Below are 25,326 nucleotides of genomic sequence, written 5' to 3' on the forward strand. Positions count from 1 at the left end.
ATACTCGGCATACGACCTCGGTTTTGGGATGGGTTTGGTTTCGTCACCACCCAGTATACCAACCCGAGGTCGTTGTGTGAACCCATGGTGTGCGTCCCTGTCCGCCCTTAAACCGCCGTGGGAGAGGGGTCGGGGGTGAGGGAATACTGGCGGTTGCCAACCTCATAAACCATTCCATCTATGTTCTATCTTCTTTGTTACCAATTTCAGCCCTCATAATTCATCCTTCATACGTTCATTAACGGGGTTGACATTTCGGGCCGGCTTAAGCATAATTGCCGATGGTATGATCCCGTAGCTCAGGTGGATAGAGCAACAGTTTCCTAAACTGTGTGTCGCGCGTTCGAGTCGCGCCGGGGTCACCAATATTAAACAACCACGAAGCCTTGACGCTTCGTGGTTTTTGTTTAGGAGTACGTAGGATGGATCTGAGTCTGTGGGCGAAACTCAATGGAACGTTGATCAATGTGGCGACGGTGGCACTTGGCACAGGCTTAGGCTTAGCGTTACGTGGGCGTTTACCCGAACGCATGCAAACAGTCATTATGCAGGCACTGGGCTTGGTGACGATCTTTATTGGCTTATCGATGGCTGGCAGCATGAACAAAGCTGGAGCAACCTTGCAAAGCACAGCCCTAGCAGCTCAGCCAATTGTAGTCGATGGGGTGGTGATTGGCTTGGTTGGTTTGGTGGTTGGTGGTTTGTTGGGGGAGTGGTGGCGAGTCGAGCAGCGTTTAGCTGCATTAGGCGATTGGCTCAAAGCTAAATTTAATGGGAGCGGACGCTTTACCGAGGGCTTTGTAGCAGCTTCATTGCTGTTTTGTATTGGCCCAATGACCTTGATTGGTAGCATTAACAATGGCTTGATCGGCGATTCACAGCTACTGATCATCAAAGCGGCGCTCGATGGCTTGGCGGCAATTGCTTTGGCTAGCAGCTTTGGGATTGGCGTGGGCTTTTCGATTTTGATCATTTTGATTTATCAAGGTGGGGTGGCGCTGGCGGCTGGTGCTTTAGCCACGATTTTGCCCAATCCAGCGGTCGATCCACGGGTGTTGATCATTACGGGAGTTGGGGGCTTGATGGTGGTTGGCGTGGGCATCAATCTGCTTGATCTGACCAAAATTCGCGTGGCTTCGTTGCTACCTGCCTTACTGGTAGCTCCGCTGTTTCATTGGCTAATTAGCTTGCTTTAGATTCCCTCCCCCTCTGCCCCCTCCTTACAAGGGTAGGTTTTTTACGATTGGTCTGCTGTGGAGCGTTCCCTCACCCCCTCTCCCACGAAAACGCGGGCGAGGGGGAGCACCCGTTTTCACCACAAATCATGCCAAAACCACGCCATTAAAGCCCCTCTCCCACGAAAACGCGGGCGAGGGGAGTTCCAATAGTTATGATACGGTGGTTCCCCCTCGCTCGCTCGGCGGGAGAGGGGGCAAGGGGGTGAGGGCACATTTTAGGCTTCGTGGAATGGCCAAGCGATTTCCATCAAAGCATCAGGGCCAGGCGGGTTGATCCAGATTTCGCGCGGTGAATCGGAAACCACATAACCATTAGCTTTGACCCAATCGCTACCAGCATCGTAGCCCGCCAAAATATGCGGAAACTCACACTGATCGCCGTGCATTGTCACAACTGCAACTTTACCAGCAGGCAAAATTCGCCCAACTATCTCGCCTTGCGACTCGACAAGCTGATCAACAGGTAAACAAACTTCAATCGGGCCATCATCATCGGCGTTAATCGTGCCGTGAAAAATGCCAAACGCAGAGCCACGCACAACTAAATGATGGTCAGCGGCAAAACGTTCCATCGTGTGGAAGGCATGCGCAATCACATTATCCAACTCGTTAACAAACGTGCGTTTGGTGATGCTGAGGATGGGCTGATCGGCTTGTTGGCGGACAGTTACTTCAAGGCTCATACAAACTCCTTCTTGACGAATTAACCCGAGGATGAGGCTTTGGGCACGACGGGCTTGGATTGCCTGCAACTCGACTGAACGAATGTAGCGGCTAAGCAAAATCTCGGCATCTTTAGCGGAAGCATTAATCAATTGGCGAATCGTGGCAAGTGGCATGTTAATTTGACGCAACATACCAATCAAGCGAGCAGTGGCCAGTTGCTCAGCCTGATAATAACGATAGCCAGTCTGTGGATCGACATAGTGAGCCGCTAAGATGCCTAATTGATCGTACATCCGCAAGGCTTTGAGCGATAGGCGAGTTGCTTGGGCAAAGTTACCAATTGAGATACGCTGTTCGTTCATAGCGCTAGTATAGGGTCATCCCCAAGGGTAGACACAAGGGTGAGTTTTGTTGGGCAACAAAAAAGCCGAAGTAAGCAACTTCGGCCTTTGATTTGAATTGAATCCAGATTTAGCGTTGGCGGGTATTATTTTCGACTGGCACATACACCGGAACCCGTTCGCCATAGCGATAGGGGGGTTGATAAATGCGCCGAGCTGGTTTGGTGCGCACGGCAAACTCTGCGCCGCCAGCAGCAAACGACAAGCCCATAAACAAGGTTGGTGGCACTAACTCAATCGCGCCAATACTCATACCCTTAACATCGAGCGAAGTTGTAAAAAAGCGTTGAAAAAGTGGGCTTAACTTGGGGGTAAGTGCGCCAGCAATGGTTAATGCCAAGAAAATACTGGTACTTGACAACATATCGAGGAAAGCAACCATGCCAAGGCCGATCGAAGCAACGGTCAGGAAACAAAAACTCAAGGCCGTTGCACAACGGCGATAAATCGCCATCGAGCGTTCGCCGCGTTGCAGGCGTAACAAGCCTTCACGGGCAGCATCGAACAACAACGCTGGATCAATCGCGGCGCGAATGCGAAAGCCTTCGGTTGTCGCACAGCCATCGACCAATTGCGAACCATAGCGCTCTTCGAGCACATTGACTGTGGCGTGCTCGATTGCGTGATTACGCCGCACAGCCACACCTTGCCACAATTGATTGAGTTGACGGGGGACATTTAACAATGACCAAATTGGCTGACCGAAGAACCAGAAGATGACTGCCAACGCACCAAATAATCCCGAAAAAATCATTAATCCATGCATAGGCTTTCCTTCCCGTGGCAGTTAACAAGCTGTAAAGTACCAATAAAAGCAGCGTATCACGCCACTGAGTAGCCGTCAAGGCAGACATAAGTACTTTACGCTATACGACCCTATTTGGTTCCGTTCACCCTTGCGAAATTTTCGCGTACAATGGTTGCGATTGTGCTCGGAGGAACCTGTGGGCTATCAATTAACTCCTGAAGTGGTTCGCGGAACCCGTGACCTTTTTGCCGCTGCCGTTCACCAACGTCAGGCGCTGATTCAGACATTAACCGCTACTTTTGATCAAGCTGGCTATGACCCGATTGAGTTGCCATTGCTTGAGCATCGTGAGTTGTATTTAAAAAAATCTGGTGATGATCTCATCGCCAAATTGTACCATTGGAATCAAGGTGGCCGTGATTTGGCCTTACGCCCTGAATGGACAGCCTCGGTCTTACGAGCAGTCATCAGTGGCATGGGCGATGCGCCAATTCCCTTACGCTTGCGCTACGCTGGGCCAGTGTTTCGCTATGAACGCCCACGTCGCGCGACCTATCGGCAATTTACCCAAGTTGGCATCGAATTAATCGGTGCACCTGGCCCGTTGGCCGATGCTGAAGCCCTTGGTTTGGCTGTCACTGGCCTGCGCGAATTGGGCATTCAGCAATGGACGTTAACCATTGGCCATATTGGTGTAATTAAGACGTTGCTCAATAGCCTCGGCTTACCCGAACGGATCACGTCGGCGCTCACCTGGAGCCTCGAACGGATTCGTTCTAAAGGGCTTGATGCGGTTAAACAACAATGGCGCGACGACGACGACGATCTGCCAGTTGATTTAGCCAGCCTAGCCCATCTCGCCGACCAAGATCTTGAGACGCTGTTGTTGCGCGTATTACCCAGTCTTGGGGTGCGCCTCGATAGCGGCGGGCGTGAGCCACAAGCAATCATTCAACGCTTGGTGCGCAAGCTGCGCCGTGGCGACGATGCGCTTAATCTTGATCGCGCATGGCAGTTGCTTTCAGCTTTAACCGCTGCCCGTGGCTCGGCACCAGATGTGATGCAACAGATGCGCGAGCTATGCCAAGAATATACGGTTGCACCCGACGCTTTGGATGAGTTGCAAACCACCCTGACCTTACTTGAGGCATATGGCGTGCCAGCAGATCAGATTGTGCTGGATTTTGGCATGGGTCGTGGCTTGCACTACTACACTGGCCTGATTTTCGAGATCGATGGCGCTGATGGCTTGCAACTCTGTGGCGGTGGCCGCTATGATGATTTAGTTGCGGCGCTTGGTGGGCGAGCAATGCCAGCCGTTGGCTTTGCCTATGGACTCGAACGAATCGTCGCAGCAGTTGCGCCAGCCGAAATTGCCCCAGTTAAAAGTGTGTTGGTTGTTGGCGATGATCATGGCTTGGTAATTCAGGCAGCAGCAGCACTCCGCCAACAAGGCTATCGCACGGCAGTTGATTTGCGCCAGCGTTCGTATGCGGCCAATTTAAATGATGCCCGTCGGCGTGAAATGAGCCATCTGGCCTTGGTTAGTGTTGATGGTATTCAACTGCGCGATTTAAATGAACAGAAACCCCAATGAGTGTGCTACACTACGCGGAGCATATTAAAAGGTAGGAATGGCAATGTTTGAGCAATTAGATCAAATTGAAAAAGAGGCCGCTGCGGCCTTAGCCAGCGTCCAATCACTCGATGATTTGGCTGCATGGCGCACCCAATGGACTGGCAAAAAGGGCGCGTTGGCCCAAGCCAGTCAATCAATCGGTAAGCTCGACCCCAAAGATCGGCCAGCCTTTGGCCAACGCTTTGGCGCGATCAAGCAAGCCTTGAGCGAACAAGAAACCACTTTAGAAGCGCGTTTGCAAAGCGCGGCCTTGCATCAAGAGCTTGAAGAAGACGCGGTTGACATTAGTTTGCCTGGGCGAGCTGCCAATATTGGCCGTTTGCACCCCAGCACTCAATCGCTGCGCCGAATTCAGCATATTTTTGCTGAAATGGGCTTTCAAGTCTGGGAAAGCCGCGAAGTCGAATCCGATGAGTATAATTTTGAATTGCTCAATATGCCGGCGCATCACCCAGCCCGCGATATGTGGGATACGTTCTATGTGCAATCCGACGATCCTCATCAAAAGGTCGTGTTGCGCACCCACACCTCGCCTGGCCAAATTCATGTGATGCGAACATTGAATCCTGAGCCAATTCGGGTGATTTTGCCTGGTAAGTGCTATCGCTACGAGCCAGTCAGCGCTCGATCCGAGATGATGTTCCATCAAGTTGAAGGCTTGGTGATCGGCAAAAACATTACCATGGCCGACCTCAAAGGTACCTTGGCCAACTTTGCGCGGCGCATGTTTAAGGATGATGTGAAAGTGCGTTATCGCCCTTCATACTTCCCCTTCACCGAGCCAAGCGTCGAAGTCGATATCGAATGTTTCATTTGTGGTGGCGAAGGCTGTCGGATTTGCAAAAAGAGCGGCTGGCTGGAAATTCTGGGCGCAGGGATGGTGCACCCAACCGTCTTGCGCAACGGCGGCTATGATCCCGCTGAGTGGAGCGGCTTTGCCTTTGGGATGGGGCCAGAACGCCAAACCATGCTGCGCTACGACATCGACGACATTCGCTGGTTCTTCTCCAACGATGGTCGGTTCTTGGAACAATTCGGTTAATTCTCCGATCGGCGCTGAATGAGACCATTCAGCGCCTTGCTTCAATGCCTGCATTACAACGCTTCCGCTATCATTGGCCTTTGCTGCTCCTCCTGCTGGTGTATTGCACGCTTGCGGTCTGGTGGAGTACCCGCATTCCCTTGGGCGAAGGCCCAGATGAGCCAGGCCATGCCGAATATGCCCTATTTGTGGCCCGCAATAATCGCCTGCCCGATCAGCGTTTAGGCGATGTGCCAGGCGAAGGCCATCAGCCACCACTGGCCTATTGGTTGATGCAACCATTAGCTCGCTCGGTTGCCGTCGAAGATCGGGTAGTGATTCTAGCGAATAATCATCGCTGGATTTGGGCTGGGGGCAAGGAGCCAGCCGCCTTTGCTTGGCGCTCAATCGATCGACCACCCTACCAAGCCGATGTGCTGGTATGGCATCGTTTGCGTTGGTTTTCAATTGGCTGTGCCGCCCTGACGATTGTTGTGGGTTATGCAATCGGTTTACGTTTGGGCTTGAGTAAGACCTTAGCAACCTTCGCCGCCAGTTTGTTGGCATTTTGGCCGCAATTGCTATTTCACTCAGTTTTAGTCTCGAATGATCCATTGCTATGGCTGTTGTGTGCTGGCTTGTTATGGCTGTTGCTTGAGCCAAATCCGCAAGCCTGGTGGCCATGGGCGGTTGGGGCAACCCTAGGGGCAGCCTTACTAACCAAACAAAGTGCGGTGCTGCTAATCCCTTTGATTGGGCTACGGCTTTGGCAATTGCGCCGCTCGATCAACCTCTGGCCTGCGCTTGGTTGGCTGAGCCTAAGTAGTACAGCAATAGCAGGTTGGTGGTATGTGCGCAATTTGCTGCTGTATGGCGACCCATTTGGTTTGGGCTTGTACAAAGGCGAATTTAGCAGCCCAACCTTTTCACCGTGGAGCTTGCACGATTGGGGCGAGGCCATGCATGCCTTGGGCAGTTCGCTGATTGCCCGCTTTGGCTGGATGAGCGTGGCCGCGCCGCAATGGCTGTATTGGTTGTTAGCGATTTGGCTTGGCCTGGCAATTTTAGGCATTCGACGCTTGCGCATCGATCAACGCTGGCAAATCGCTTGGGCCTTGGTTGGCTTGGCCTTTGCTTGGACTTTCGCTTTTGCAGTATTGAGTGGCCAAGTTGGCTGGCAAGCTCGTTTCTTATTTCCGGCGGCTCCGGTGGCGGCGTGTGCCTTGGCGATTGGGCTTGAGCGCAGCATCAAAACGGCGGCTTGGCTCTTACCAGCGTTATTAGTAACAATGGCGGTGGGCTTGCCAAATACCGTGATCAGCGCGGCCTACCCCTATTTGGTGGTTGAGCCACAGCCGGAGCGGCCAGTTTTGGCCTTGTGGCGACCCGATACTGCTAATCCAATTGAATTACGCGGCATTTTGCTGCCCCCAACCGCCAAAGCAGGCCAACCATGGCTGGTCAACACGTTGTGGCGAGCGGTTGGCAAACAAGATCGCCAATGGTCGTTATTTGTGCATTTGGCCGAGGTTGGCAGCAAAGATGAGAGTTTTGCCTTCGATGTGCAGCCGCAAGATGGGGTTTGGCATTCGCTACGCTGGACACCCGACGATTGGTGGGAAGATCTACTGACAATCAATATTCCCAGCGATTTGGCTGCTGGCGAGTATGAAGTGCGAATCGGCTGGTTTGATGAATTTGGCGATTGGAGCCGCGCCGGAGTTTGGAGCCAAGACGGCATCCTGCTTGGTGATTATGCAGTCGTTGGCAAAGTGGTGGTGGAGTAAGTAGAGCGAGGCTATCGGCTATTGACGTTAGGCTATCGGAGATTGGTTGGTGTAATGGATGATGAGGTTAACAATCGGTTCCGCCGTTCCCTCACCCCCAGCCCCTCGCCCACTGCGGCGGGCGAGGGATGTTCCACCGTTCTGATACAGTGGTTCCCCCTCGCCTCGCTCGGCGGGAGCGGGGGCTAGGAGGTGAGGGTATGTCAATCGATGATCGCTGTACTATATTAGTCTCCGATATTCTTGGCTGCGGCTAAAATCACCATCACCGGAATTAATGCCGTGATTTCCAAGGTGTAATCGCTGCGCCCACGTTGGGTAATAATCCCAGCGTTGCGTAATTCCTTGAGATGATGATATAACTGGCCCGCCGATTGCATATTCAAGCGTTCCAACAGGCTTTGGCTGCTGGCAGGGCTTTCCAGCAAGGTCTGGATAATTTGTAAACGCACGGGACTAGCCAAGGCACTTAATACACTAATAAGTTGTTCGGCAGGGTAGCGCAGCAATTCGCCTAAGCCATATTCGCCCTGCCAAACATAATTGCCAAGCGCCGAATTAATTGAGCCAGCAAAGAGAAATGCTCCATGGCCAAGCTCATGCTCATAATCGCTGCCTGTGCGTTGTTGTAATAGCCGTACCAAGCCTAAGTCTTGATTTATAATTGGCGGTATTACCGGAGTTTGGCTTTCTAAGGCACTGACCCGGGCTTCCAACGCGGCAATTCGGTCGAGCAAGGCTTGGGCTGCATCCATGAAGTTGGTTCCTCTGGCTGAAATCGCCCTATTTTAGCTGGCTTGCGACCGATTGAGCAAATGCGGGTTCTAGCGCGACTTGCACGGCAAATTGCTGCTGCATAAACGTTTGGAGCAAGCCAAGCCATGTGGCATCGGGTAATTGATTGAAAAAGAGCACGACCACCCGCGTGCGATCAGCCCATTCGCCTTGCGCAGGCTGCACAAACATGGCTTCGGTCAGCATTGCGGGCAGGCTACCACCCTTGGTGCCAAAATGCTTGAACATCGCTTCATTGCCAGCAATAGTCATCGGCCATTCTAGATATTCGCGCATAGTTTGCGAAACTTCAGGGCTGATCAATTGATTATTGCCAACCAATGCCATCACTTTAGCATAATCGCTGGCGCTACCTCTGGGTATAATGTGCGAGAAAACCTGACCTTGTTCAGCCAAGCTTAGGGTTATTTGGCCTTGATTGCGCACAGTTTCGCGCCATGCTGGTTCTGTTTTGTAGCGCTCAGCTAGTGCTAAGGCTTGTTGCTCGATGCTGGCTTGATCCAACTTCAATAAGGTTGGTAGGGTGCTTGAATCGATTGGCGCATCGGGGTTCATTACCAACAGAAACAGCCCCATAATTGGCAGAATTTTGGTTTGCTGCTGCATCCCTAGCGTTTTGATCGTTTGATCAAGCGCCGCCATGCCCAAGCGATCGATCAAATAATCGGTGGCGGCGTTATCGCTCTCGAAAATCATGGCTTGAGCAAGGGTTTTGAGCGGCACGGTTTTTTGCGGGTCATTGGCAAAGCCGCGTTGATCGGCAGGAATTTCAAGCCGTTTTAATGCCGCCGGATGTGCGCCACCATCAGTATTCGGCCAATACCACAGCTCCCAATCGGCCAAAGCAATCGGTTCTTCGGGATCAAGCGTGCCCGCCTCGACTGCTTGGGCATAGCTTGCCAAGACCACAATCTTCATGGTCGAGGCAAGTGGCAATGGCATTTCAGCATTGAATTGAATCACCGGATCAGCTTGGTTGATGCTGCCATCGCTGTTGGTGCTATAGCTGACCATCGACGTATTGGCGGCATGTTGGCGTATAAACTCCAGCATTTGCGCGGAAGTTTGAGGATTGCTAATTGTTGTAGTGGTCGCAGTCGCCACCGCTGCACTTGGCACAGCCGTTGGTTGAACACTCGCACTGCCACATCCAACCAACATGATCATTAACATGAACACCCAAAACCAGTTAGCCATGTATCCTACCTCTTGCAATATTCTACTATTCTAGATTATATGCATTTATATCAATAAAATTAGAATATTGCAAGATACAGTTTGTTTTAGCTCAGCCTGCTTGGCACAACCCGCCAATGGCTCCAGGCGACTTTGCGATCGCCTAGTTTGATTTCGCTGATTTCAAAAGCTTGATCAACAAGGCTAACCATATAAATTTCTGGCTGAATAATATCCCAATGCTGAATCTGGACTTTGACCAAATAGATTGGATTTTCGGCTGTGCTCTCAGGATCGAAGCCCCAACGATATTCCAAATCGGTGGCTGCGGTGATAATGTGTCTGCCTCGTGTTGTGCGCTCAGCATTGCTTGAACTAAATTGATAAAGCGCGAGATCGCGGACGGCTTCGGGGAGTGGTGGACGCTTTGGCATGCTTAGCTCCTTGGTTGGCAAGATGCTTTGAGTATAGCAAGCGTGATCATTAAAAACATTAGCCTCGGTCGCGAAACATGGCAACCGAGGCTAGACGCTTAATCAAACAAACGTTTATTTAATTGTCATTGGCAGGAAGATTTGGTGAATGCCAACATCGAAGGTGCCCAGCACATCTGGCCCTTGCAACTCGCCATGATCATCGCTGGCGTAGAGTTCGATATTATAGCGACCACGCGCCGCCTCGTTGAAGGTCACGTTGAAGGTTACATTCATGCTAAAGCCAGTTGGGCCGCTGCCGGCAAAACTGCTGGCTTCAACATCAAGCTCGGCAGTGTCGCTGCTGAGGATGTTTGGAGTTTCGGCAATCGCTGTGCCGATGATATCACCCTCGCTGTTGAGCAAACTAAATGTGCCCGAAACGCCCTCAGTAAAGCGTGCCCACAACCCAATTCCATCGGCATTGACCAAGCGTAAATCAAGGCTATCGATAATCCGCCATGGATCGGTGGTGTGAGTCCAGCTAATCGTGAAGGTGGTTTGCAAACCTACATCTACACCGCCTGTATCGGGAGTGATGCTGCTAAATCCGACGTTATTGCGCAAAACTGCCAAATTAACGCTATTCGAATCGCCGCCGCCAGGTGTGGGATTGCGCACAATCACGCTATGATTACCCAGTGCTGTATTGACTGGCATTGAGAAATTAATTTGAACATTATTTAAGAAGGTAGTTGGGCGTTCAATTCCATCAACAAACACCTTGGAGCTAGCAACAAAACCCGTGCCGCTGACGCTGATTTGCACTGGCAAGCCAATTGCTTGTTGCACAAAACTATTGGGCGTAATGCTGCTGATAGTTGGCACTGGGTTGCCTGGAGCAATAATTTGGGTGCTAATTTGTTGTTGATTGTTGGCTGTAATAGGCTCATCAGCCGGCGAACTAAGCGTGCCACGGCTTGTGATCGTTCTAACTTGAGTTGGCGTAGCATTGACTACCACAGTAGCGCGGGCATTGGGCGTGAGCGTGCCAAGCGTACAACGCAAGGTCGTGGCATTGCTGAAACTACATGTGCCTTGGCTAGCACTAATATTGCCAAAACTAACCGAGCTATCAAATGTTTGCTCGTAAATCACGCTGGTTGCGGTAATGATGCCTTGGTTGATTAAGCTCACATTGTATTGGAATGGGGTGTTGACCTGTACCGGATCAGCCGAATCGCGCAGACTGACCGCCAAATCAACTTCGGGCTGAGTCCATTGGGCAAAGCGCTTCGATGATTTGCTGCCAGCAGCATCAAAAATTCCACCAACAAATAGATCATCGCCGCGCACGCTCATTGCGAATCCTTTGACCGAATCGGCATTGCCAGTGCCGCCACTAATTCCGCTACCCAATGCTTGCCAAGCAGTACCATCCCAACGGGCGATATTGGTTGGGCGAGTGGGGTTAGGCTGCGAGTAGAAAAACGTACCAGCTGCATACAAATCAGTGCCACGCACTGCCAGCGTTTGAACAGTGTTGCCAATGCCAAAGCCTTGAGCCAACGGCGACCAAACCCCAGTTGTCGGGTGAACAAGGGCGATTGCGCTGGTTCCAGCCACGCCATCAGCTAAATTGAACGAGCCACCAACCGCAATCTGGGTGCCAAATGCCGCTAACGAAAATACAATATCGTCAGTGCCACCGCGCAATGCTTGCCAGGCTGTACCATTCCAACGGGCAATATTATTGGCGCTCACGCCGCTAGCAGTGCTAAAATCACCGCCTGCAAATAACGTTCCGCTGCGGAACACCAAGGCATGAACTGGCCCGCCAATGCCTGAGCCAAGCGCCGACCATGAATTTCCGCCGTTGGTACTGCGGGCAATATGATTGACAGTCGTACCATCGATTTGGGTAAAATCGCCGCCAATCACAATTTCACTACCGTTGATGGCAATTGCCCGCACCGAACCATTGATACTATTGGAAATCTCAAACCATTGCTGATCACCAATATCCCACTTGGCCACGCCTGCGGTGTTGATTCCGCCAGCCTCGCTAAAATCGCCAGCAACGATCAATTGATCACTGCCAAATGGCGCAATTGCCCGCACGGTATCATTGGTGCCATTTTCAGTTTTGCCAAATAATGGCGACCATGTGCGGGTCGTTGGGTTGAACAGCGCAATATTGTTGATCGCCTGATCGCTGGCGCGGTTGAATTCGCCACCGACAAACACGCCTGAAGCGCTGGCATGCACCGCAAATACTGCATTATCCGGCCCGCTGATTGTGCCACCCAAGGGCAAGAATTGATGCGGCTGATTGCTGCCAGTTGGCGTGGGAATAAACAAACTAACAAAACCACTCGGATTAAGTATATTGGTACTTTCACCAGTAACGAAAAATTGTTCAGTTGTGCCAATCCGTTCGATTTGGCTAATTTTGAAGGGTGAATTTGGTATAAACTGCCAGGTTGTGCCGTTCCATAGCCCCATTAAATTCCCCGTGGTTACCTGACCGCTGGAGTTCACCAGACCAAAATAATTGCCCCCAACAAAGATTCGCCCAGGTAATTCGGCAATTGCGCGAATTTCAGAATTTGACGCAATTGGATTAAAGCCGCGGCCAGTGAAGGCTTCCCACGTATTGCCGCCGCGCCAAGCTGCCGAGCCGCCCACTGGCAAGACAACGCCTGCACTGGTGAAACTACCACCAACCACCACAAAATTGCTGCTGCGAAAATCGACAAAGCGCACTCGACCATTTACCCCATTGTTCGTGCCAGTACCAAGGCTTTGCCAAGCATTGCCATCCCATAAGGCGATATTGTTGGCAACCAAACCATTGGCGCTGGTAAATACCCCGCCTGCCAAAATTTGGGCCGTGTTGCTGGGATTGAAGGCTACAGCAAAAACTTGGGCATTTGTGCCTGCTAGGCCATCAGCCAAGGCGCTCCATGTGCCATTCGTCCAGCGGGCAATTCGATTGGCGCTGACCCCATCGATGCTCGTAAAGCTGCCGCCAACATACACAATATCGCCATTCGCATCGGGCACAACCACCACAGCATCGACCGAGCCATTAACATTGGTTGCTAGCGCCGACCATTGTTGGGTGGCAATATTCCAGCGGGCGATACTATCAGCGGCGACCCCGCCAGCACTAGCGAACTCGCCCACAGCGTAGACATTGCCGCTGGTTGAGGCATCGATCGCCTCGATTTTGGCATTTGCGCCGCTGATACCACTGCCTAGCGCAAACCAACGTTCGCCATTCCAACGGGCTACTCGTGCAGCATCGATGCCGCCGACTCGGCTAAACAACCCACCAACAAACAGATCGTTATTCAATGTTGTAATCGCATTAATCTTATTATTGGCATCGGCCACCAAATTATCGTTATTCCAAAATTGGTCGTCGGCCACCGCATTGAGTGCCGTGGGAGCCTGCAAATTTGGCTCTGATTGAGCTGCGTTGGCCTGAAATTGCGGCCAAGTGCCACCGATCACCAGCATCACGATTGCCAAAAACTGTAGCATCCGTCGCATACATTCCTCCTAATCAATAGCTGAAAACTCATCGCCAGGGCAGGATAGCCATCTGCTATCACGCAACTATCACGCTACCTAGAGAGTTTGTATGAACTAATGTGACATCGGGCAATTTATGCTGCGCTTAGCTGACCATAAGCCAAACGCTTATGGTATACTTCACGCAGAAATGCGGCAAACCACCTGTTGGGGGCGCTCATGGGCAATTTCATTAGCCAGTTTTTTCTCCTATTAATCCCAATTCTCGAAATCGCGATTTTTGTGCGAATCATCATGTCGTGGTTTGATCCGACGGGTCAATCACGCTTTGCCTTGATTCTGCGCGAAATCACCGACCCAATCTTGCTACCAATTCGGCGAGTTATTCCATCTATCGGCATGTTTGATCTCTCGCCATTAATTGCGCTGCTGATTCTGCAAGTTTTGCAAACGGTTTTCCAATCGGTTAGCTAAAGCGCTAATTGATTTTTTAGTCATGCCGTGCCGTGGATGCAACGCCCAGTGGGTGGCTTCCACGGCTTTTTGTTGAAAGGATTCAAGCATTGGCACGTCGTTACCTTATGTTGTTAGTCTTTGGTGCGGGGATCTGTACGCTCGGCATCGAAATGACTGCTTCGCGGCTTTTGGCTCCTTACTTCGGTACATCGCAGTTGATTTGGGCCAACGTCATTGGTTTAACTTTGCTCTATTTGACGATTGGCTATACCCTCGGCGGGCGTTGGGCCGACCGTCGGCCTGAATTGGGCTTGCTTTGTACGATCATTTTGGTCGGGGCAATCACTGCTGCTGTGATCCCTTGGATCTCACGGCCAATTTTGAAGTGGTCGCTTGAGGCCTTTGCCACTCGTTCAGCGGGCTCGTTTATTGGCTCGTTGCTGGGGGTTTTGGCCTTGTTCTCAGTGCCAATCACCTTGTTGGGCATGGTTAGCCCCTTCGCAGTACGCCTCGCGATTCGCGATGCTGCCGATGCGGGCAAGGCGGCGGGCAACCTCTCGGCAATTTCGACGCTTGGCTCGATTCTCGGTACGTTCTTGCCGGTGCTCTTCCTCATTCCCACGGTTGGCACAAATATGACAATTTATATTTTTGCCATGGGCTTGTTGGTGTTAATTTTGCCTGGCTTCTGGTTGGAGCGGCGCAAGTTGCTGCCAGTCGCTTTGGTGGCCTTGATCGTAGTGGTGGCATTGGCATTTTGGCCGCAAAGCGAGCCAATCAAGGTCGCCGATTGCCGTGGTTGTAGCCTGATTACTGAAGATGATTCGGCTTACAACTATATTCAGATTGTCGAACGGGGCAGCGATGCCAACAAAATGATCGGCTTGGTGCTCAACGAAGGCCAAGCCATCCACTCAATTTACTACCCAAAATTCGAGCAAACTAATAATGCTAGCGATTTGCTGACCAACGGGCCATGGGATTTTTATAATATTGCGCCTTACTTCTACCCCAACCGTAGCATGGAAAGCGTCAACAGTATGGCCATGGTTGGCTCGGCGGCTGGCTCAGTGCCCAAACAATTTTTAGCCATTTATGGCAAAGATTCAGTGATCGATGGAATTGAAATCGACCCACGAATTGTTGAACTAGGCCGTGAATACTTCGCGATGCACGACGTGCAATATTATCAAGCACGCGGCGAAACTCCCCAGTTTCCTAATTTCAATACTTATGTTGCTGATGGCCGAATTTTCTTCGCTGGCAACGACAATAAATATGATATTATCGGCATGGATGCCTACAAACAGCCCTATATTCCGTTTCACCTCACCACCCGTGAGTTTTTTGAAACGGTACGCGACCATTTAGCTCCCAACGGAGTTGCTGTGGTTAATGCAGGCAAGCCCAACACCGCTGCTGGCGGCGATTATCGCTTGGTCAATGTGTTGGCCAGCACCATGAGCAGCGTGTTTGCCCATGTCTATATGATCGATGTGCCGAATAATTTTAATACAATGTTGATTGGCATTCCTGGCGATGTTGGCGATGGCGTTGCTAACTTTGAAGCCAATCTCGCAACCATTCAAGACCCGACTCTGCGCTATGTGATGGAGCAAGCACTAGCCAGCAATAGCAGCAAAAAACCAATTCGCCGTTGGGATGGCGTAGGCGAAAATCGGGTCTTTACCGACGACCTCGCCCCAGTTGAATCGGTGATCGACCGAATTATTTTGGGGCAGGTTGATGAAGGCCAATAGTATGTCAACCAGCGATTCAGATTCACAAGAGATTAAATTGCGCCGCGCCAAGCGCCCCAAGGGCATTGTGCTGATGGTACTAGCCTTTTATGGAGCCGCCGCGTTGGTGGTGATTTCCGCCTTGGCAACGGGCGGAACTGATGTCATGCCTAGCGATGTGGCCAGTGTCGTCACGATTTACCTGATTGCATTGGCGTTTGGCTTATGGCGCTTGTGGCGGTGGGCGTGGTTTGCCACCGTGATTATGTTTATTCTGAGCACCTTTTATGTGTTCAGCAATGCCCTGCTGCTGAGCAACTCGATCATCAGCGTCGAGGTACTATCGCCGTTACTGTTGATTGTGCTGGCTTTGGGCTATTTGCTCTCCAAAGATATTCGCACAATCTATTTGCGCAATGGTTGGGAGATTGTAAAGGATGAGGGATGAGGGATGAAAGATGTGAGAATTAGCGGATTATTCGTGCAATTCGTGTAATTCGTGGCAAAAAACTAAACCTTCATGTCCTTCGTGCCCTTCGTGGATCAATTTTTAACCTATAAACACAAGTTAAGGTATCAGGTTTGGTAAGGTCAATGGGATAATTAGGGGTCACTGGCCCCTAACCCCCGACCCCCGACCCCTAAAGTTATGAAAACACTTTCACTACTAACATCCGATAATTGGCACGATTACGCCTTGCTCGATAGTGGCAATGGCCGCAAACTTGAGCGTTTTGGCCCAGTCACCGTGATTCGCCCCGAAAGTGAAGCCTTGTGGCAACCCAAACTCGATGCCAAGGCATGGGAAGCGGCTCATGCAATTTATGAATATCAAGGTAAGGGCGAAAATTGGCGTAAACTCAAGCCACACCCTGAAACATGGATGATGAGCTACCAAGGCTTACGCTTCAAAGCCCAACTGACCCCGTTTCGCCATGTTGGGGTTTTCCCTGAACATGGTGCGCAATGGGATTGGATTGCCGAGCAAATTAAGCGAAGCACCGAGCAACCACGAGTACTCAATTTGTTTGCATATACTGGCGTGGCCTCGTTGGTTGCTGCGAAAGCTGGAGCCAAAGTAACCCACTTGGATGCTTCTAAAGCTTCGGTCGATTGGGCCAAGGAAAATCAAACAGCTTCGCAACTTGCGCCCGATTCAATTCGCTGGATTATTGATGATGCCTTAAAATTTGTACGGCGTGAAGCACGGCGCGGCGCTCACTACGAAGGCATCATTATGGACCCCCCAGCTTTTGGGCGGGGCAGCCAAGGCCAAGTTTGGCAATTTGCTGAATCATTTCCAGTGCTTTTGCAAGAATGTCGCACGATTCTGGCTCCCAAACCATTGTTCTTCTTGGTAACGACCTACGATACCCGCTCCTCGGCTTTGATGTTGGCCAACACGCTGGGCGATAGCTTGGCGGGTTTGCCAGGCGAGCTTGAGGCTGGCGAACAAACCTTGCGCGAACAATCGGCAGGCCGTTTATTATCGACCTCGATTTATGCCCGCTGGAGCGCCAAATGAGCCATGAATGCTGGCTGATTCGCCATGGCGAGAGCGTTGCCAATGCTGGCGAACGCACGCCCGATCCAGCTAGCATCCCCTTGACGGCATTGGGTTGGCAACAAGCGTATGGCTTGATCGAACGCTTGCCCAAGCCCCATCGAGTGATCGTTTCGCCATATCTGCGTACCCAACAAACCGCTGAACCCTTGCTAAACCACTATCCTGAGCTCCAAGCTGAGGTTTGGCCAATCCACGAATTCACCTATCTTTCGCCAGCGCTTTGCCGCGATACCAACCAAGCTGATCGCCAGCCAATGGTTGATGAGTATTGGCAACGCTGCGACCCTGATTATCGGCATGGCCCCGATGCCGAGAGTTTTCGTATGTTGATCGAACGGGTGCAAGCCGCCATGCAACAACTCCAAGCCTTGGATGGCATTAGCTGTGTTTTTGCCCATAGCCAGATTATCCGCACCATGCTTTGGCTGCAAACCCAAACCATCACCACGCTTGATCAAGCAGTGATGCGGCGTTGGCATACTGATGGTGGCAGTCGCGTGGTTGATAATGCTGAATGTATTCGTTTGCTGTGGGAATAATCTAAAGCAACCCCGCGCTCACGTAGTTTGGGCGAGCTAGACATTCAAGGGTAGGTTGTTACCTCGTTCCCTCACCCCAACCCCTCTCCCACTGCGGCGGGCGAGGGGCATTCCACCCGTCATGCTGGGCTGCTTCCCCCTCGCTCGCTGAGCGGGAGAGGGGGCTAGGGGGTGAGGGCATGTTGTGGTTTTATAACGGCAATTGAGGCTTGGGTAAGCCTTCTAACTCGGCATATTCATAGACGATTGAGCGCAAGTGATCGAGGCTATTGAGGATGAAGTAGTGCTCGTGGTAGCCATAGGGTGCTGAAGCGGTGTCGGCAACCCGTTCAATATCAAACTCATAGCGCGGGGTTTCGGGATTGAGCGCGTGCAATAACTCGCCTGGAGATGAGAGCAACCCAGCCCCCAAAACCTTCAACTCGCCGTTTTCACGCAACAAACCAAACTCGGTGCTAAACCACCAAATCCGTGCAATGCCTAATTGCTGGCGTTCATCTTTGGCCGAGAGATACAGCGGCCCGAACAATTGGGCAATATCGGCAAATTCGCGGTTGGTAAAGGCTGGCAAGTGGCCAAAATACTCGTGAAACAAATCGGGCAGCGGCGTAAATTCGAGTTCATGCGGGCGGCGAATATAGTTGGTGACCGGAAAACGGCGCTCAGCGATATGCTCAAACCACTCGGTTGGCCCAAGATAGGCATTTTGGGCATCGCCCAAAGCCCAGCCAGTCAGCGTGTTCAGGTAATCGCTAACTGCTAATGGGTCGGGCAAGTGGGTGCGATCGAGATTCAAAATATCGATGCCTTCGAGAAATAGCTTGCAAGCATGTTGTTGCGCGAGGGGCATTTGACGCTGCCACAGCGCTGCCCATGTATCGTGATCTTCTTGTGGATATTCCAAGCGGCTGAGCGTTGGCGATGCGGTGGCCATTGATCACTCCTTTGTGTAAGCCATAGGCTGCCAACCAAGCCCAAGCATGGGAGTGGGAGTGGCAGCAGTGCCAAAATAGTTGCCTCGCTATTGTACCAAATCTCAGCCGATTCCCCAACAGCCTATTGCTAGAATTGCATAGAACCTATGTGATTTTCGGCATATTGCTATTCTTTGAGCATCGATACCAACAGGCTATCATCAAAGGGTTGGCGATTGCGCAAATTGCTCAGTTGTAGTTCATGATCTTGCACCCGATCAATCCCCAATGGGCGTTCTTGTTCAAGCACTGCTTGCATTTGGGCTTCAGCTGCTAACACATCACTAAGCTTCCAATACAGGAGGCCGATTTTCCATTGAATGTTTAACGCAATAGTCCGATTATAATGCTGCATGAGTGCATATGCTTGATTGAATCTTTGGATTGCTTGGTGATAGTTTTTTTGCAACATCGCTACATTTGCTTGGCCTTGCAACATGTAAGCGCGGCCTTCATCAAAATTCATGCGCTCAACAATAGTAAGTGCTTGATCAAAAGCTATTTGGGCTTGGTCAAGTTGGTTCAATTTGAGATACGTTTCACCGAGATTATAGAGTGCACGACACTCATCAGCTTGGTTCTCAGATTTTTGAGCGATAGTAACAGCTTCAATAAAATATTCAGCAGCTTCTTCATGGTATCCAAGCAATGCAAGGTTTGTTGCGAGATTATTCACTCTGAGGCTTTCACCTGAACCCTCATACCCGCTTAACCTAAACAATCGTAGTGCCTCGCGCTCTAAGTCCAGGGCTTTATCCAGATGTTTATCACCACCCATTTGGCTATAACATGTGGCCATATCACCTAAAAATAACGATTGTAAATAAAGATCGTTGATCTCAAGAGCAAGCGCATAAGCTCGTTCATGCCACCCGAGTGATATTTTATACTCTGCACGAGCGAGATATCTATTAGCAAGTGCTCCAGCAAATATTGCTGCTTTATAAAGCTCTTGAATACGCAGAGCTGCCTCAAACCCAAACTCATGTTCGGCTAAAGTGCTATAGCGACGACCAACTCGTATCCGACTAACTCCACCACTGGAAAATCCTAATTCAACCACGATTTTATCTATTACTGGCGAGATCGGTTGTTGTTGCGCCCATTGCCAAATTGCTACAATATGAGCATATTCGCGATCAAAATTATCAATGCTTTTAGTTTGAGTAGCTCCGCCTGCTCGAAAATCCTGATAAATAATTTTGAGAGTTTCAACACTGGCTTGGGCATAATTCAATAGAGTTTGAGTTTGTTCTGCTTCGTCCAAATAACGGCGTAGCACGCTGCGAACGAGGTCGTGCATGCGCCAGCGCTCTTGGCGATGCTCAAATTGAATCAAGTTGTGCAAGGCCAATTTATACAGCAAATTTTCGTTGGCCATGTTGAAATCCAGCCCTGCTGTTGCTAAACCCATGGCACTACTAAAGTCGGCCACAATCAGGCTGAGTTGACGCGCCAAGGCTTGCAATTCGCTGGGCAAACGGGCGTAACTCAAGGCCAACGATGCTGCCACGCTGGCCTGCGGATCATCGGGGTATTCCAAGGCGGCGAGTTGTTGCTGTTGATCGCGCAGTTGGATCAGATATTCGGCAACCGCTAACTCAGGGTTTTGGGCCAAAATACTGGCACTGATGCGCAAAGCTAAGGGTAGATAACCACAGGCAACGGCCAATTGCTGGGCAGTTTCAGCCTCAAGTCGTGGGCAAATTTGCTGGAGCAAAGCGATGGCCTCAGGCTCCTGAAACTCGGTCAGATGCAGTTGCGCCATCAGCGGCATCGCAAACCGCAAGCGGCTAGTGACCAACAAACAACTACCAACTGGCGGGGTTAAATCTTGGACATGGGCCAAATCTCGCGCATCGTCGGCCAAAATCAATACCCGCTTATCAGCCAACACCTCATGATAGATTTCAAGCAGTTTTTCGCGTTGTTCAGGCAATTTGGCATTCGGCTTAAACAGGGCAATCACCGTGCCCAGTGCTTGCTCAATCGTCAGCGGTTGCTCGCGCGAGCCATACAAATTGAGCACAATTTGGGCATCAGGAAAATGCGGAATCAACTGATGCGCCAAATAGATTGCTAGCTCAGTTTTTCCAACCCCGCCCATGCCTTGAATTCCGTTAATTACCGCACCCTGTGCGGCATTGTGGGCGATATCGATCGCATAGTGAGCTTGTTTGAGTTCGGCTGTACGGCCCACAAAATCGGCCAAAATCGGGCGCAGTTGGTGCAACGACGGCGCTTGGGTTGGCGTGTGTGCTTGCGGTTGCTCGTTATTGAGCAAGCTGGTTAGTTGTTGAATCAAGGCTTTTTGATAGCGATGATAGGTCGCTTTGTGCACATTCAGCAATGAACAATAGGTTTCAACTGGCGCACCTGGATAGGTCGTCAAAACGTTCAGCACCGCTTGTTGATTGGCTTCAAGTGGCAGTTGTTGCAATTGTTGGTAAAACGCAGTTAATCCACCCTGTTGCTGAATTATGTGCCGCCAATCAGTTTGGCTAAGCAAGCGTTCTGGGCGTTGTAACACATCTTGCACGGTGCGTTCATTCCACATTGTCATTATGCAGCCTTTCTCGTTTTATACCAGCTCAAAGCTAGGCCAAGCAAAATCAGGGCTAAACTTAGGCCACTAACCCAACCACCAACGATTAAGCTCTTGGGTCGATAGCTGAATTCGACTGTGTGTTGGCCTGCATCAACCCATACGCCGCGCAAAGCATAATTGGTGCGATAGAGTTGAGCTGTTTGGCCGTCAACGCTTACTTGCCAATCGTTGGTGTAGGCATCAGCCAAAACCAACAAACCTGCCGCTGAAGTTTCGACCTGCACCAGCGCCCGATTTGGCTCATAGCTCACCGTAGGAGTCAGCGTTTGGCTCGGTGCTTGGCCAAGCGCCGGAATTGGCTCGGCCACAATTGCTTGCTTGGCTGGGTCAAAATCGTTAGCTGCCAGCCGATCAAGTTGGGCTAATTCGTCGCTAATTACCTCGGTTTGATAGACCATCCAGGCGCGTGGCAACACCTCAGGATTGCGATAAATCGTGCCTTCATCGTTACGTTGCACCAATTCTAAGGGTTGATACAACTCAGGGTTGGGGCTATTAGGCGTAAAAATCAGATATTCCACATTCAGCATATTCAGCAAACGCCGCTGGTTGTAGGCCATGGTGAAATACGCGTGTAGGCTGTTGCCACCCTCGCCAAGTTTATGATAATCCTTGCCATCCATTAGGCGCGTTAGCCGATTGTATTGGGCTAAATAGAGCGATTGATAGCCGCGAATATCCTCAAGTCCAAAAGCACTAAACACATTCGTCGGCATGGCTTGATAATCGGCTCCAAACACGCGAAACACCCCGGGTTGGCTCAGCAGAAAATTGATCTGGCGAGTTGGCGGATACAGAATCGCCGGATCTTGCAAGGCTGGCTCGGCAGCCAAACTGGCTTGCTGATCAGCGGTTGGCTGGAAGATTGCAGGATCAATGCTGGTGTTGTAGCTGCCACCATACCAAAGCAAATCGCCCAGCAGAATCAACAAAACAGCAAGATTGCTCCAACGCCGTGGAATGCGTTTGATCAACAACCCTACCAATGCCAAACCACTCAAGCCCAGAATAGCAAGGCTGGTTGGGTTGAGTGCCAAACGCAGCATGGTGCTATATTGGGCATAACGCGAATCGACAGTGAATAAGGCGATATGTTGCAAAGCCCAGCCAGCCACACCAATTAATCCAAGCAGCAAGAGGCCGCGTTGCACCCAGAGCGCCCGATTTGGCTTGTTGCTCGGTTGCTGCAAACGTTGTAAGCCAAAGCCTGCCAACAGGGCTATCGCAAAACCCCACAGGCTAAACCACCGCTGATGATCAGCAAATTGGCGATAGGGCGGAACCAACCAAAGCAGCAATTGGAGCAACGGTGTGCCAATCGCCACCGCAAACGAGCCAAGCGCCAAGCAGGCAAACAGCCTCACGCCAGGCTGTTTGCTGCGCCAAATCGCCAAGCCTGCCAAGGCCAAACTTACGATGCCTGCATAGGGTTGAATGCCCTGCAACAAATGTGGTTGCCATGCGCTAGCAGTTTCGCGGGCGGCTCCATCAACAATCGGCAACGCCAAGCGCAGCAGCCACACCATGATTGAACTGGCCGAGCCAAGCCCTGAGCCAATATCAAGGCGTTGGCCCTGAGCCGAAAGGGCAATTTGTGGCAACAACTGCACCGCACTCAATCCGAGCGCCAAGCCAATTGCACTGCTAAATTGGCCGATTTGTTGGAAGCGTAAGCGCCAAGTTGGCAACGCCAACAGTTGAGCCAGCAGCAAACAGCCAACCCCGACATACACATAGAAGGCTAGTTGAATTTGGCTGACCAACGGCAAGGCCAGCACCAAACTGGCGAGCAGCCAATCGTGCCAACGTTGGCTTTGGCAGGCCCGCAGCACCGCCCAAAAACACCACGGCAGCATGGCACAAGCCGCACTAAACTCGGGAAAATGCAGCCAATTGAGTAAAAAGCCACTGAGCATATAGCCCACGGCAGCGAGCGTTGCTGGCATTGGCTCAAGTTGCATGCGTTGAGCAAATTTAAACGTGCCAATCCCCGCCAACCACACATTCAACAGCGTATAAATCCCAAAGGCATAGCCAACTGGCAGCAGCACAAACAGCCAACTCAAAGGGTAGAAAAAGGCCAACTGACCATCGGCCAACAACGGCGTGCCAGTTAAAATCGTCGGGTTCCATAGGGGCAACGCGCCTTGCTCAAGAATCTGGTTGGTTACCAAGCGGCGCGGGTAAATTTGGGTAACCAGATCGCTATTGATTGGATTATTGACCGCCACCCGTTCGTAGGAAAAGCGCCAAGGATGCAGGTGGGCCACGATATCCAGCGGCAAGAAAATGTTGCCCAGCACCACCCGCCACAGCAAAAGCAGGGCGACAAAGGTAATGCTGAGATACGGCCACCAGCGTTGCCACTGGCGCAAAAATAGGCTTGGTTGCATGGCGCTCATTCCATTAAAAACCCATGGGCTGAGGCTCAACCCATGGGCAACGATCTGATGCTCAATTATACGCGATTAGCTGGCTAGGCGCGGTGTTCGACGTTTGAACAACCATGTCAAGCCAAGCAGCACGATCAGGGGAATGATAATCCACAAGCCAAATTGCCAGCGTTGTTCTTGCAATAAAGCTTGTTCAAATTGGTCGATTGCCTGACCGTTACTGGCACAAAAACCCGTGCCATCAGGCCGACAACGATCGATCAGATCAAAGCGTGAAAAGCTGCTAAAGCACCAATAACAACCAGCAAGGCTGGCAAGACCAAGGCTGGCAGCAATCACAATCGGCAATAGCTTGATCGTTGCATATGGGCTGGCCAACTGACCGATACTATAGCCCAAGCTCAAGCTACTCAATAGAAAAAAGACCAATATACCGCTGATCATCAAGAGATCACTAAACCCTGCCATGTGCTAACTCCAGCCGGATCAACTAGCGTTGATTTTTGCCTGATGTCGTTTTATCGAGATTAACCAACTCGTCGCGATGTGCCAAAATTTCGGCATGCAATTGTTCAGGAGTCATCGAACTACCATATTTGTTCCAGAGATCAATCCCAATCTGCACAGTTAGCACATCGCCTGGGTCGTTCGTGCCGGTGAAGGCATCGCCAAGGTTGGCTCCATCTTGCAGGGTGCTGGTATCAAAGCCAGCGGCTGCCCCAACATAGCCATAGTGAATATTTGACCAAATATCGTAGTAGTATTCGTTGGTTTGGTCGCCACGAATCGGAAAGTAGAAATCGTTATCAGCATTGGTAGAGGGATCGCCATCAAGATCAAGCAGATCGTTTAATTTTGGCTTGTGATCCCAATCGCCGCCGCTATGGACTTTGGCTGCCCACATTGCTAAGGCCGCAATTAATTTATCACCGGGATTGCCGCCACCAAGATAGTCGTACCATTGGGGATTTCTAAATGAGTCGAGCAACGATTTGATCATGCCTACAGTTTCGCTTTGGGCATTGGTGATCATCTCTTGATGCATGTATTGCAAGGTTTGATCAAAGCGATCGTAGTTGTTAGGGTCGGCAGGTGGGGTTGGCGTTGGTGTTTCTTCGGCTGTAAATTGGGTAGTATTGCTATTAGGCTGTCCTCCAGCAGGTTTTGCTGCGGCATCGCCTTCGGTCAGCGGCCCTTGAAACAAGCGGGCGGCTTCTTCTTCGGCCTGGCGCATCAGGTTTTTGATTTGTAAGGTAACTGCTTGACTCTCGCGGAGGGCAGCGGTTAGGCGCCTAAAGGCCGGAAAAACATTGCTTTGCATTTCATTGGCAAAGGCTTTGGCGGCATCGCCTTGCCATTGGCCGCCAACTAAAGCATCGTGCACTTGACGAATACTTTGGGTGATCGATTCACTTTGTTCGGCTTGGCGGTTGAAACGGCTGGCGATTTGCTCAAGCTGCTCAAATTGAGCTTGAACGATTTCGGCGGTCATATGCTCATTCCTCCTAAATAATTCTGTTGCGAGGAATACAGTGGTGGCTCGAATAAGGCTGCGATGTGGGGTATTCTCGTCGAGGAAGAGTATAGCATGCTCTGCTATGGAAGCGAATCCATAGACGAAAAAGT

General features: G+C 51.0%; 20 protein-coding genes and 1 tRNA gene. 10 read left to right on the forward strand and 11 right to left on the reverse strand.

The window, feature by feature from the left end:
* Nucleotides 1-288 precede the first annotated feature (288 nt).
* Both DEF47_RS09585 and DEF47_RS09590 read left to right on the forward strand, forming a co-directional pair.
* Nucleotides 289-365: transfer RNA gene (locus DEF47_RS09585), tRNA-Arg, on the forward strand.
* A gap of 57 nt (nucleotides 366-422) precedes the next feature.
* The gene (locus DEF47_RS09590; protein WP_012191361.1) at nucleotides 423-1,196 is read left to right on the forward strand and encodes a DUF554 domain-containing protein; all 774 of its coding nucleotides are present in this window, start codon (nucleotides 423-425) and stop codon (nucleotides 1,194-1,196) included.
* A 257-nt stretch (nucleotides 1,197-1,453) separates the two neighbouring features.
* Here the strand turns inward: DEF47_RS09590 and DEF47_RS09595 are convergent, their stop codons facing one another.
* The gene (locus tag DEF47_RS09595; RefSeq protein ID WP_012191362.1) at nucleotides 1,454-2,266 is read right to left on the reverse strand and encodes a MerR family transcriptional regulator; all 813 of its coding nucleotides are present in this window, start codon (nucleotides 2,264-2,266) and stop codon (nucleotides 1,454-1,456) included.
* 109 nt (nucleotides 2,267-2,375) lie between these two features.
* A complete protein-coding gene (locus tag DEF47_RS09600; RefSeq protein WP_012191363.1) occupies nucleotides 2,376-3,071 on the reverse strand; it encodes a DUF6391 domain-containing protein in 696 nt (231 codons plus the stop codon).
* Between the two features lie 178 nt (nucleotides 3,072-3,249).
* Here DEF47_RS09600 and hisZ point away from each other — a divergent pair, with 178 nt between their 5' ends.
* From hisZ to DEF47_RS09615, 3 genes are read left to right on the forward strand one after another with little or no spacing between them, the layout of a single operon-like run.
* Entirely contained in the window at nucleotides 3,250-4,650 is a 1,401-nt protein-coding gene (gene hisZ, locus DEF47_RS09605; RefSeq protein WP_012191364.1) for an ATP phosphoribosyltransferase regulatory subunit, read from the forward strand.
* 37 nt (nucleotides 4,651-4,687) lie between these two features.
* Complete coding sequence (gene pheS / locus DEF47_RS09610) at nucleotides 4,688-5,734, forward strand: phenylalanine--tRNA ligase subunit alpha (RefSeq protein WP_041304731.1); 1,047 nt, start codon at nucleotides 4,688-4,690, stop codon at nucleotides 5,732-5,734.
* Between the two features lie 44 nt (nucleotides 5,735-5,778).
* Entirely contained in the window at nucleotides 5,779-7,500 is a 1,722-nt protein-coding gene (locus tag DEF47_RS09615; protein ID WP_012191366.1) for an ArnT family glycosyltransferase, read from the forward strand.
* A gap of 227 nt (nucleotides 7,501-7,727) precedes the next feature.
* Here DEF47_RS09615 and DEF47_RS09620 read toward each other — a convergent pair whose 3' ends face one another.
* The 4 genes from DEF47_RS09620 to DEF47_RS09635 form a co-directional block, all read right to left on the reverse strand.
* A complete protein-coding gene (locus tag DEF47_RS09620; RefSeq protein WP_012191367.1) occupies nucleotides 7,728-8,255 on the reverse strand; it encodes an ArsR/SmtB family transcription factor in 528 nt (175 codons plus the stop codon).
* A gap of 28 nt (nucleotides 8,256-8,283) precedes the next feature.
* The gene (locus tag DEF47_RS09625) at nucleotides 8,284-9,492 is read right to left on the reverse strand and encodes a serine hydrolase (protein ID WP_012191368.1); all 1,209 of its coding nucleotides are present in this window, start codon (nucleotides 9,490-9,492) and stop codon (nucleotides 8,284-8,286) included.
* An 86-nt stretch (nucleotides 9,493-9,578) separates the two neighbouring features.
* Nucleotides 9,579-9,905 carry a hypothetical protein gene (locus DEF47_RS09630; protein WP_012191369.1) on the reverse strand — a complete coding sequence of 109 codons (327 nt, stop codon included), beginning with the start codon at nucleotides 9,903-9,905 and terminating at the stop codon, nucleotides 9,579-9,581.
* A gap of 114 nt (nucleotides 9,906-10,019) precedes the next feature.
* On the reverse strand, nucleotides 10,020-13,442 hold the full coding sequence (locus tag DEF47_RS09635) for a choice-of-anchor Z repeating domain-containing protein (RefSeq protein ID WP_012191370.1): 3,423 nt from the start codon (nucleotides 13,440-13,442) through the stop codon (nucleotides 10,020-10,022).
* A 201-nt stretch (nucleotides 13,443-13,643) separates the two neighbouring features.
* Here DEF47_RS09635 and DEF47_RS09640 point away from each other — a divergent pair, with 201 nt between their 5' ends.
* From DEF47_RS09640 to DEF47_RS09660, 5 genes are all read left to right on the forward strand, one after another.
* Complete coding sequence (locus tag DEF47_RS09640) at nucleotides 13,644-13,898, forward strand: YggT family protein (RefSeq protein ID WP_012191371.1); 255 nt, start codon at nucleotides 13,644-13,646, stop codon at nucleotides 13,896-13,898.
* An 89-nt stretch (nucleotides 13,899-13,987) separates the two neighbouring features.
* Nucleotides 13,988-15,640: a spermidine synthase gene (locus DEF47_RS09645; RefSeq protein ID WP_287045107.1), complete on the forward strand. Its 1,653-nt coding sequence runs from the start codon at nucleotides 13,988-13,990 to the stop codon at nucleotides 15,638-15,640.
* The gene (locus DEF47_RS09650) at nucleotides 15,627-16,067 is read left to right on the forward strand and encodes a hypothetical protein (protein ID WP_012191373.1); all 441 of its coding nucleotides are present in this window, start codon (nucleotides 15,627-15,629) and stop codon (nucleotides 16,065-16,067) included. Before DEF47_RS09645 ends, DEF47_RS09650 begins: the two co-directional genes overlap by 14 nt.
* 201 nt (nucleotides 16,068-16,268) lie before the next feature.
* Nucleotides 16,269-17,144 carry a class I SAM-dependent methyltransferase gene (locus tag DEF47_RS09655; protein WP_012191374.1) on the forward strand — a complete coding sequence of 292 codons (876 nt, stop codon included), beginning with the start codon at nucleotides 16,269-16,271 and terminating at the stop codon, nucleotides 17,142-17,144.
* Nucleotides 17,141-17,725 (forward strand): histidine phosphatase family protein, encoded by a 585-nt coding sequence (locus DEF47_RS09660; RefSeq protein WP_012191375.1) that lies wholly within the window; start codon nucleotides 17,141-17,143, stop codon nucleotides 17,723-17,725. The genes DEF47_RS09655 and DEF47_RS09660 overlap by 4 nt, the downstream gene beginning before the upstream one ends.
* 190 nt (nucleotides 17,726-17,915) lie before the next feature.
* Here DEF47_RS09660 and DEF47_RS09665 read toward each other — a convergent pair whose 3' ends face one another.
* The 5 genes from DEF47_RS09665 to DEF47_RS09685 form a co-directional block, all read right to left on the reverse strand.
* On the reverse strand, nucleotides 17,916-18,659 hold the full coding sequence (locus DEF47_RS09665) for an amino acid hydroxylase (RefSeq protein ID WP_012191376.1): 744 nt from the start codon (nucleotides 18,657-18,659) through the stop codon (nucleotides 17,916-17,918).
* A 167-nt stretch (nucleotides 18,660-18,826) separates the two neighbouring features.
* Nucleotides 18,827-21,262: a tetratricopeptide repeat protein gene (locus DEF47_RS09670; RefSeq protein ID WP_012191377.1), complete on the reverse strand. Its 2,436-nt coding sequence runs from the start codon at nucleotides 21,260-21,262 to the stop codon at nucleotides 18,827-18,829.
* Nucleotides 21,262-23,700 (reverse strand): YfhO family protein, encoded by a 2,439-nt coding sequence (locus tag DEF47_RS09675; RefSeq protein ID WP_287045109.1) that lies wholly within the window; start codon nucleotides 23,698-23,700, stop codon nucleotides 21,262-21,264. Before DEF47_RS09675 ends, DEF47_RS09670 begins: the two co-directional genes overlap by 1 nt.
* Nucleotides 23,701-23,775: 75 nt before the next feature.
* Complete coding sequence (locus DEF47_RS09680; RefSeq protein WP_012191379.1) at nucleotides 23,776-24,168, reverse strand: hypothetical protein; 393 nt, start codon at nucleotides 24,166-24,168, stop codon at nucleotides 23,776-23,778.
* 22 nt (nucleotides 24,169-24,190) lie between these two features.
* Nucleotides 24,191-25,192 (reverse strand): WXG100 family type VII secretion target, encoded by a 1,002-nt coding sequence (locus DEF47_RS09685; RefSeq protein ID WP_012191380.1) that lies wholly within the window; start codon nucleotides 25,190-25,192, stop codon nucleotides 24,191-24,193.
* Nucleotides 25,193-25,326 lie beyond the last annotated feature (134 nt).

This window comes from Herpetosiphon sp. (assembly GCF_003512625.1).
GTDB classification, from domain to species: Bacteria; Chloroflexota; Chloroflexia; order Chloroflexales; family Herpetosiphonaceae; genus Herpetosiphon; species Herpetosiphon aurantiacus.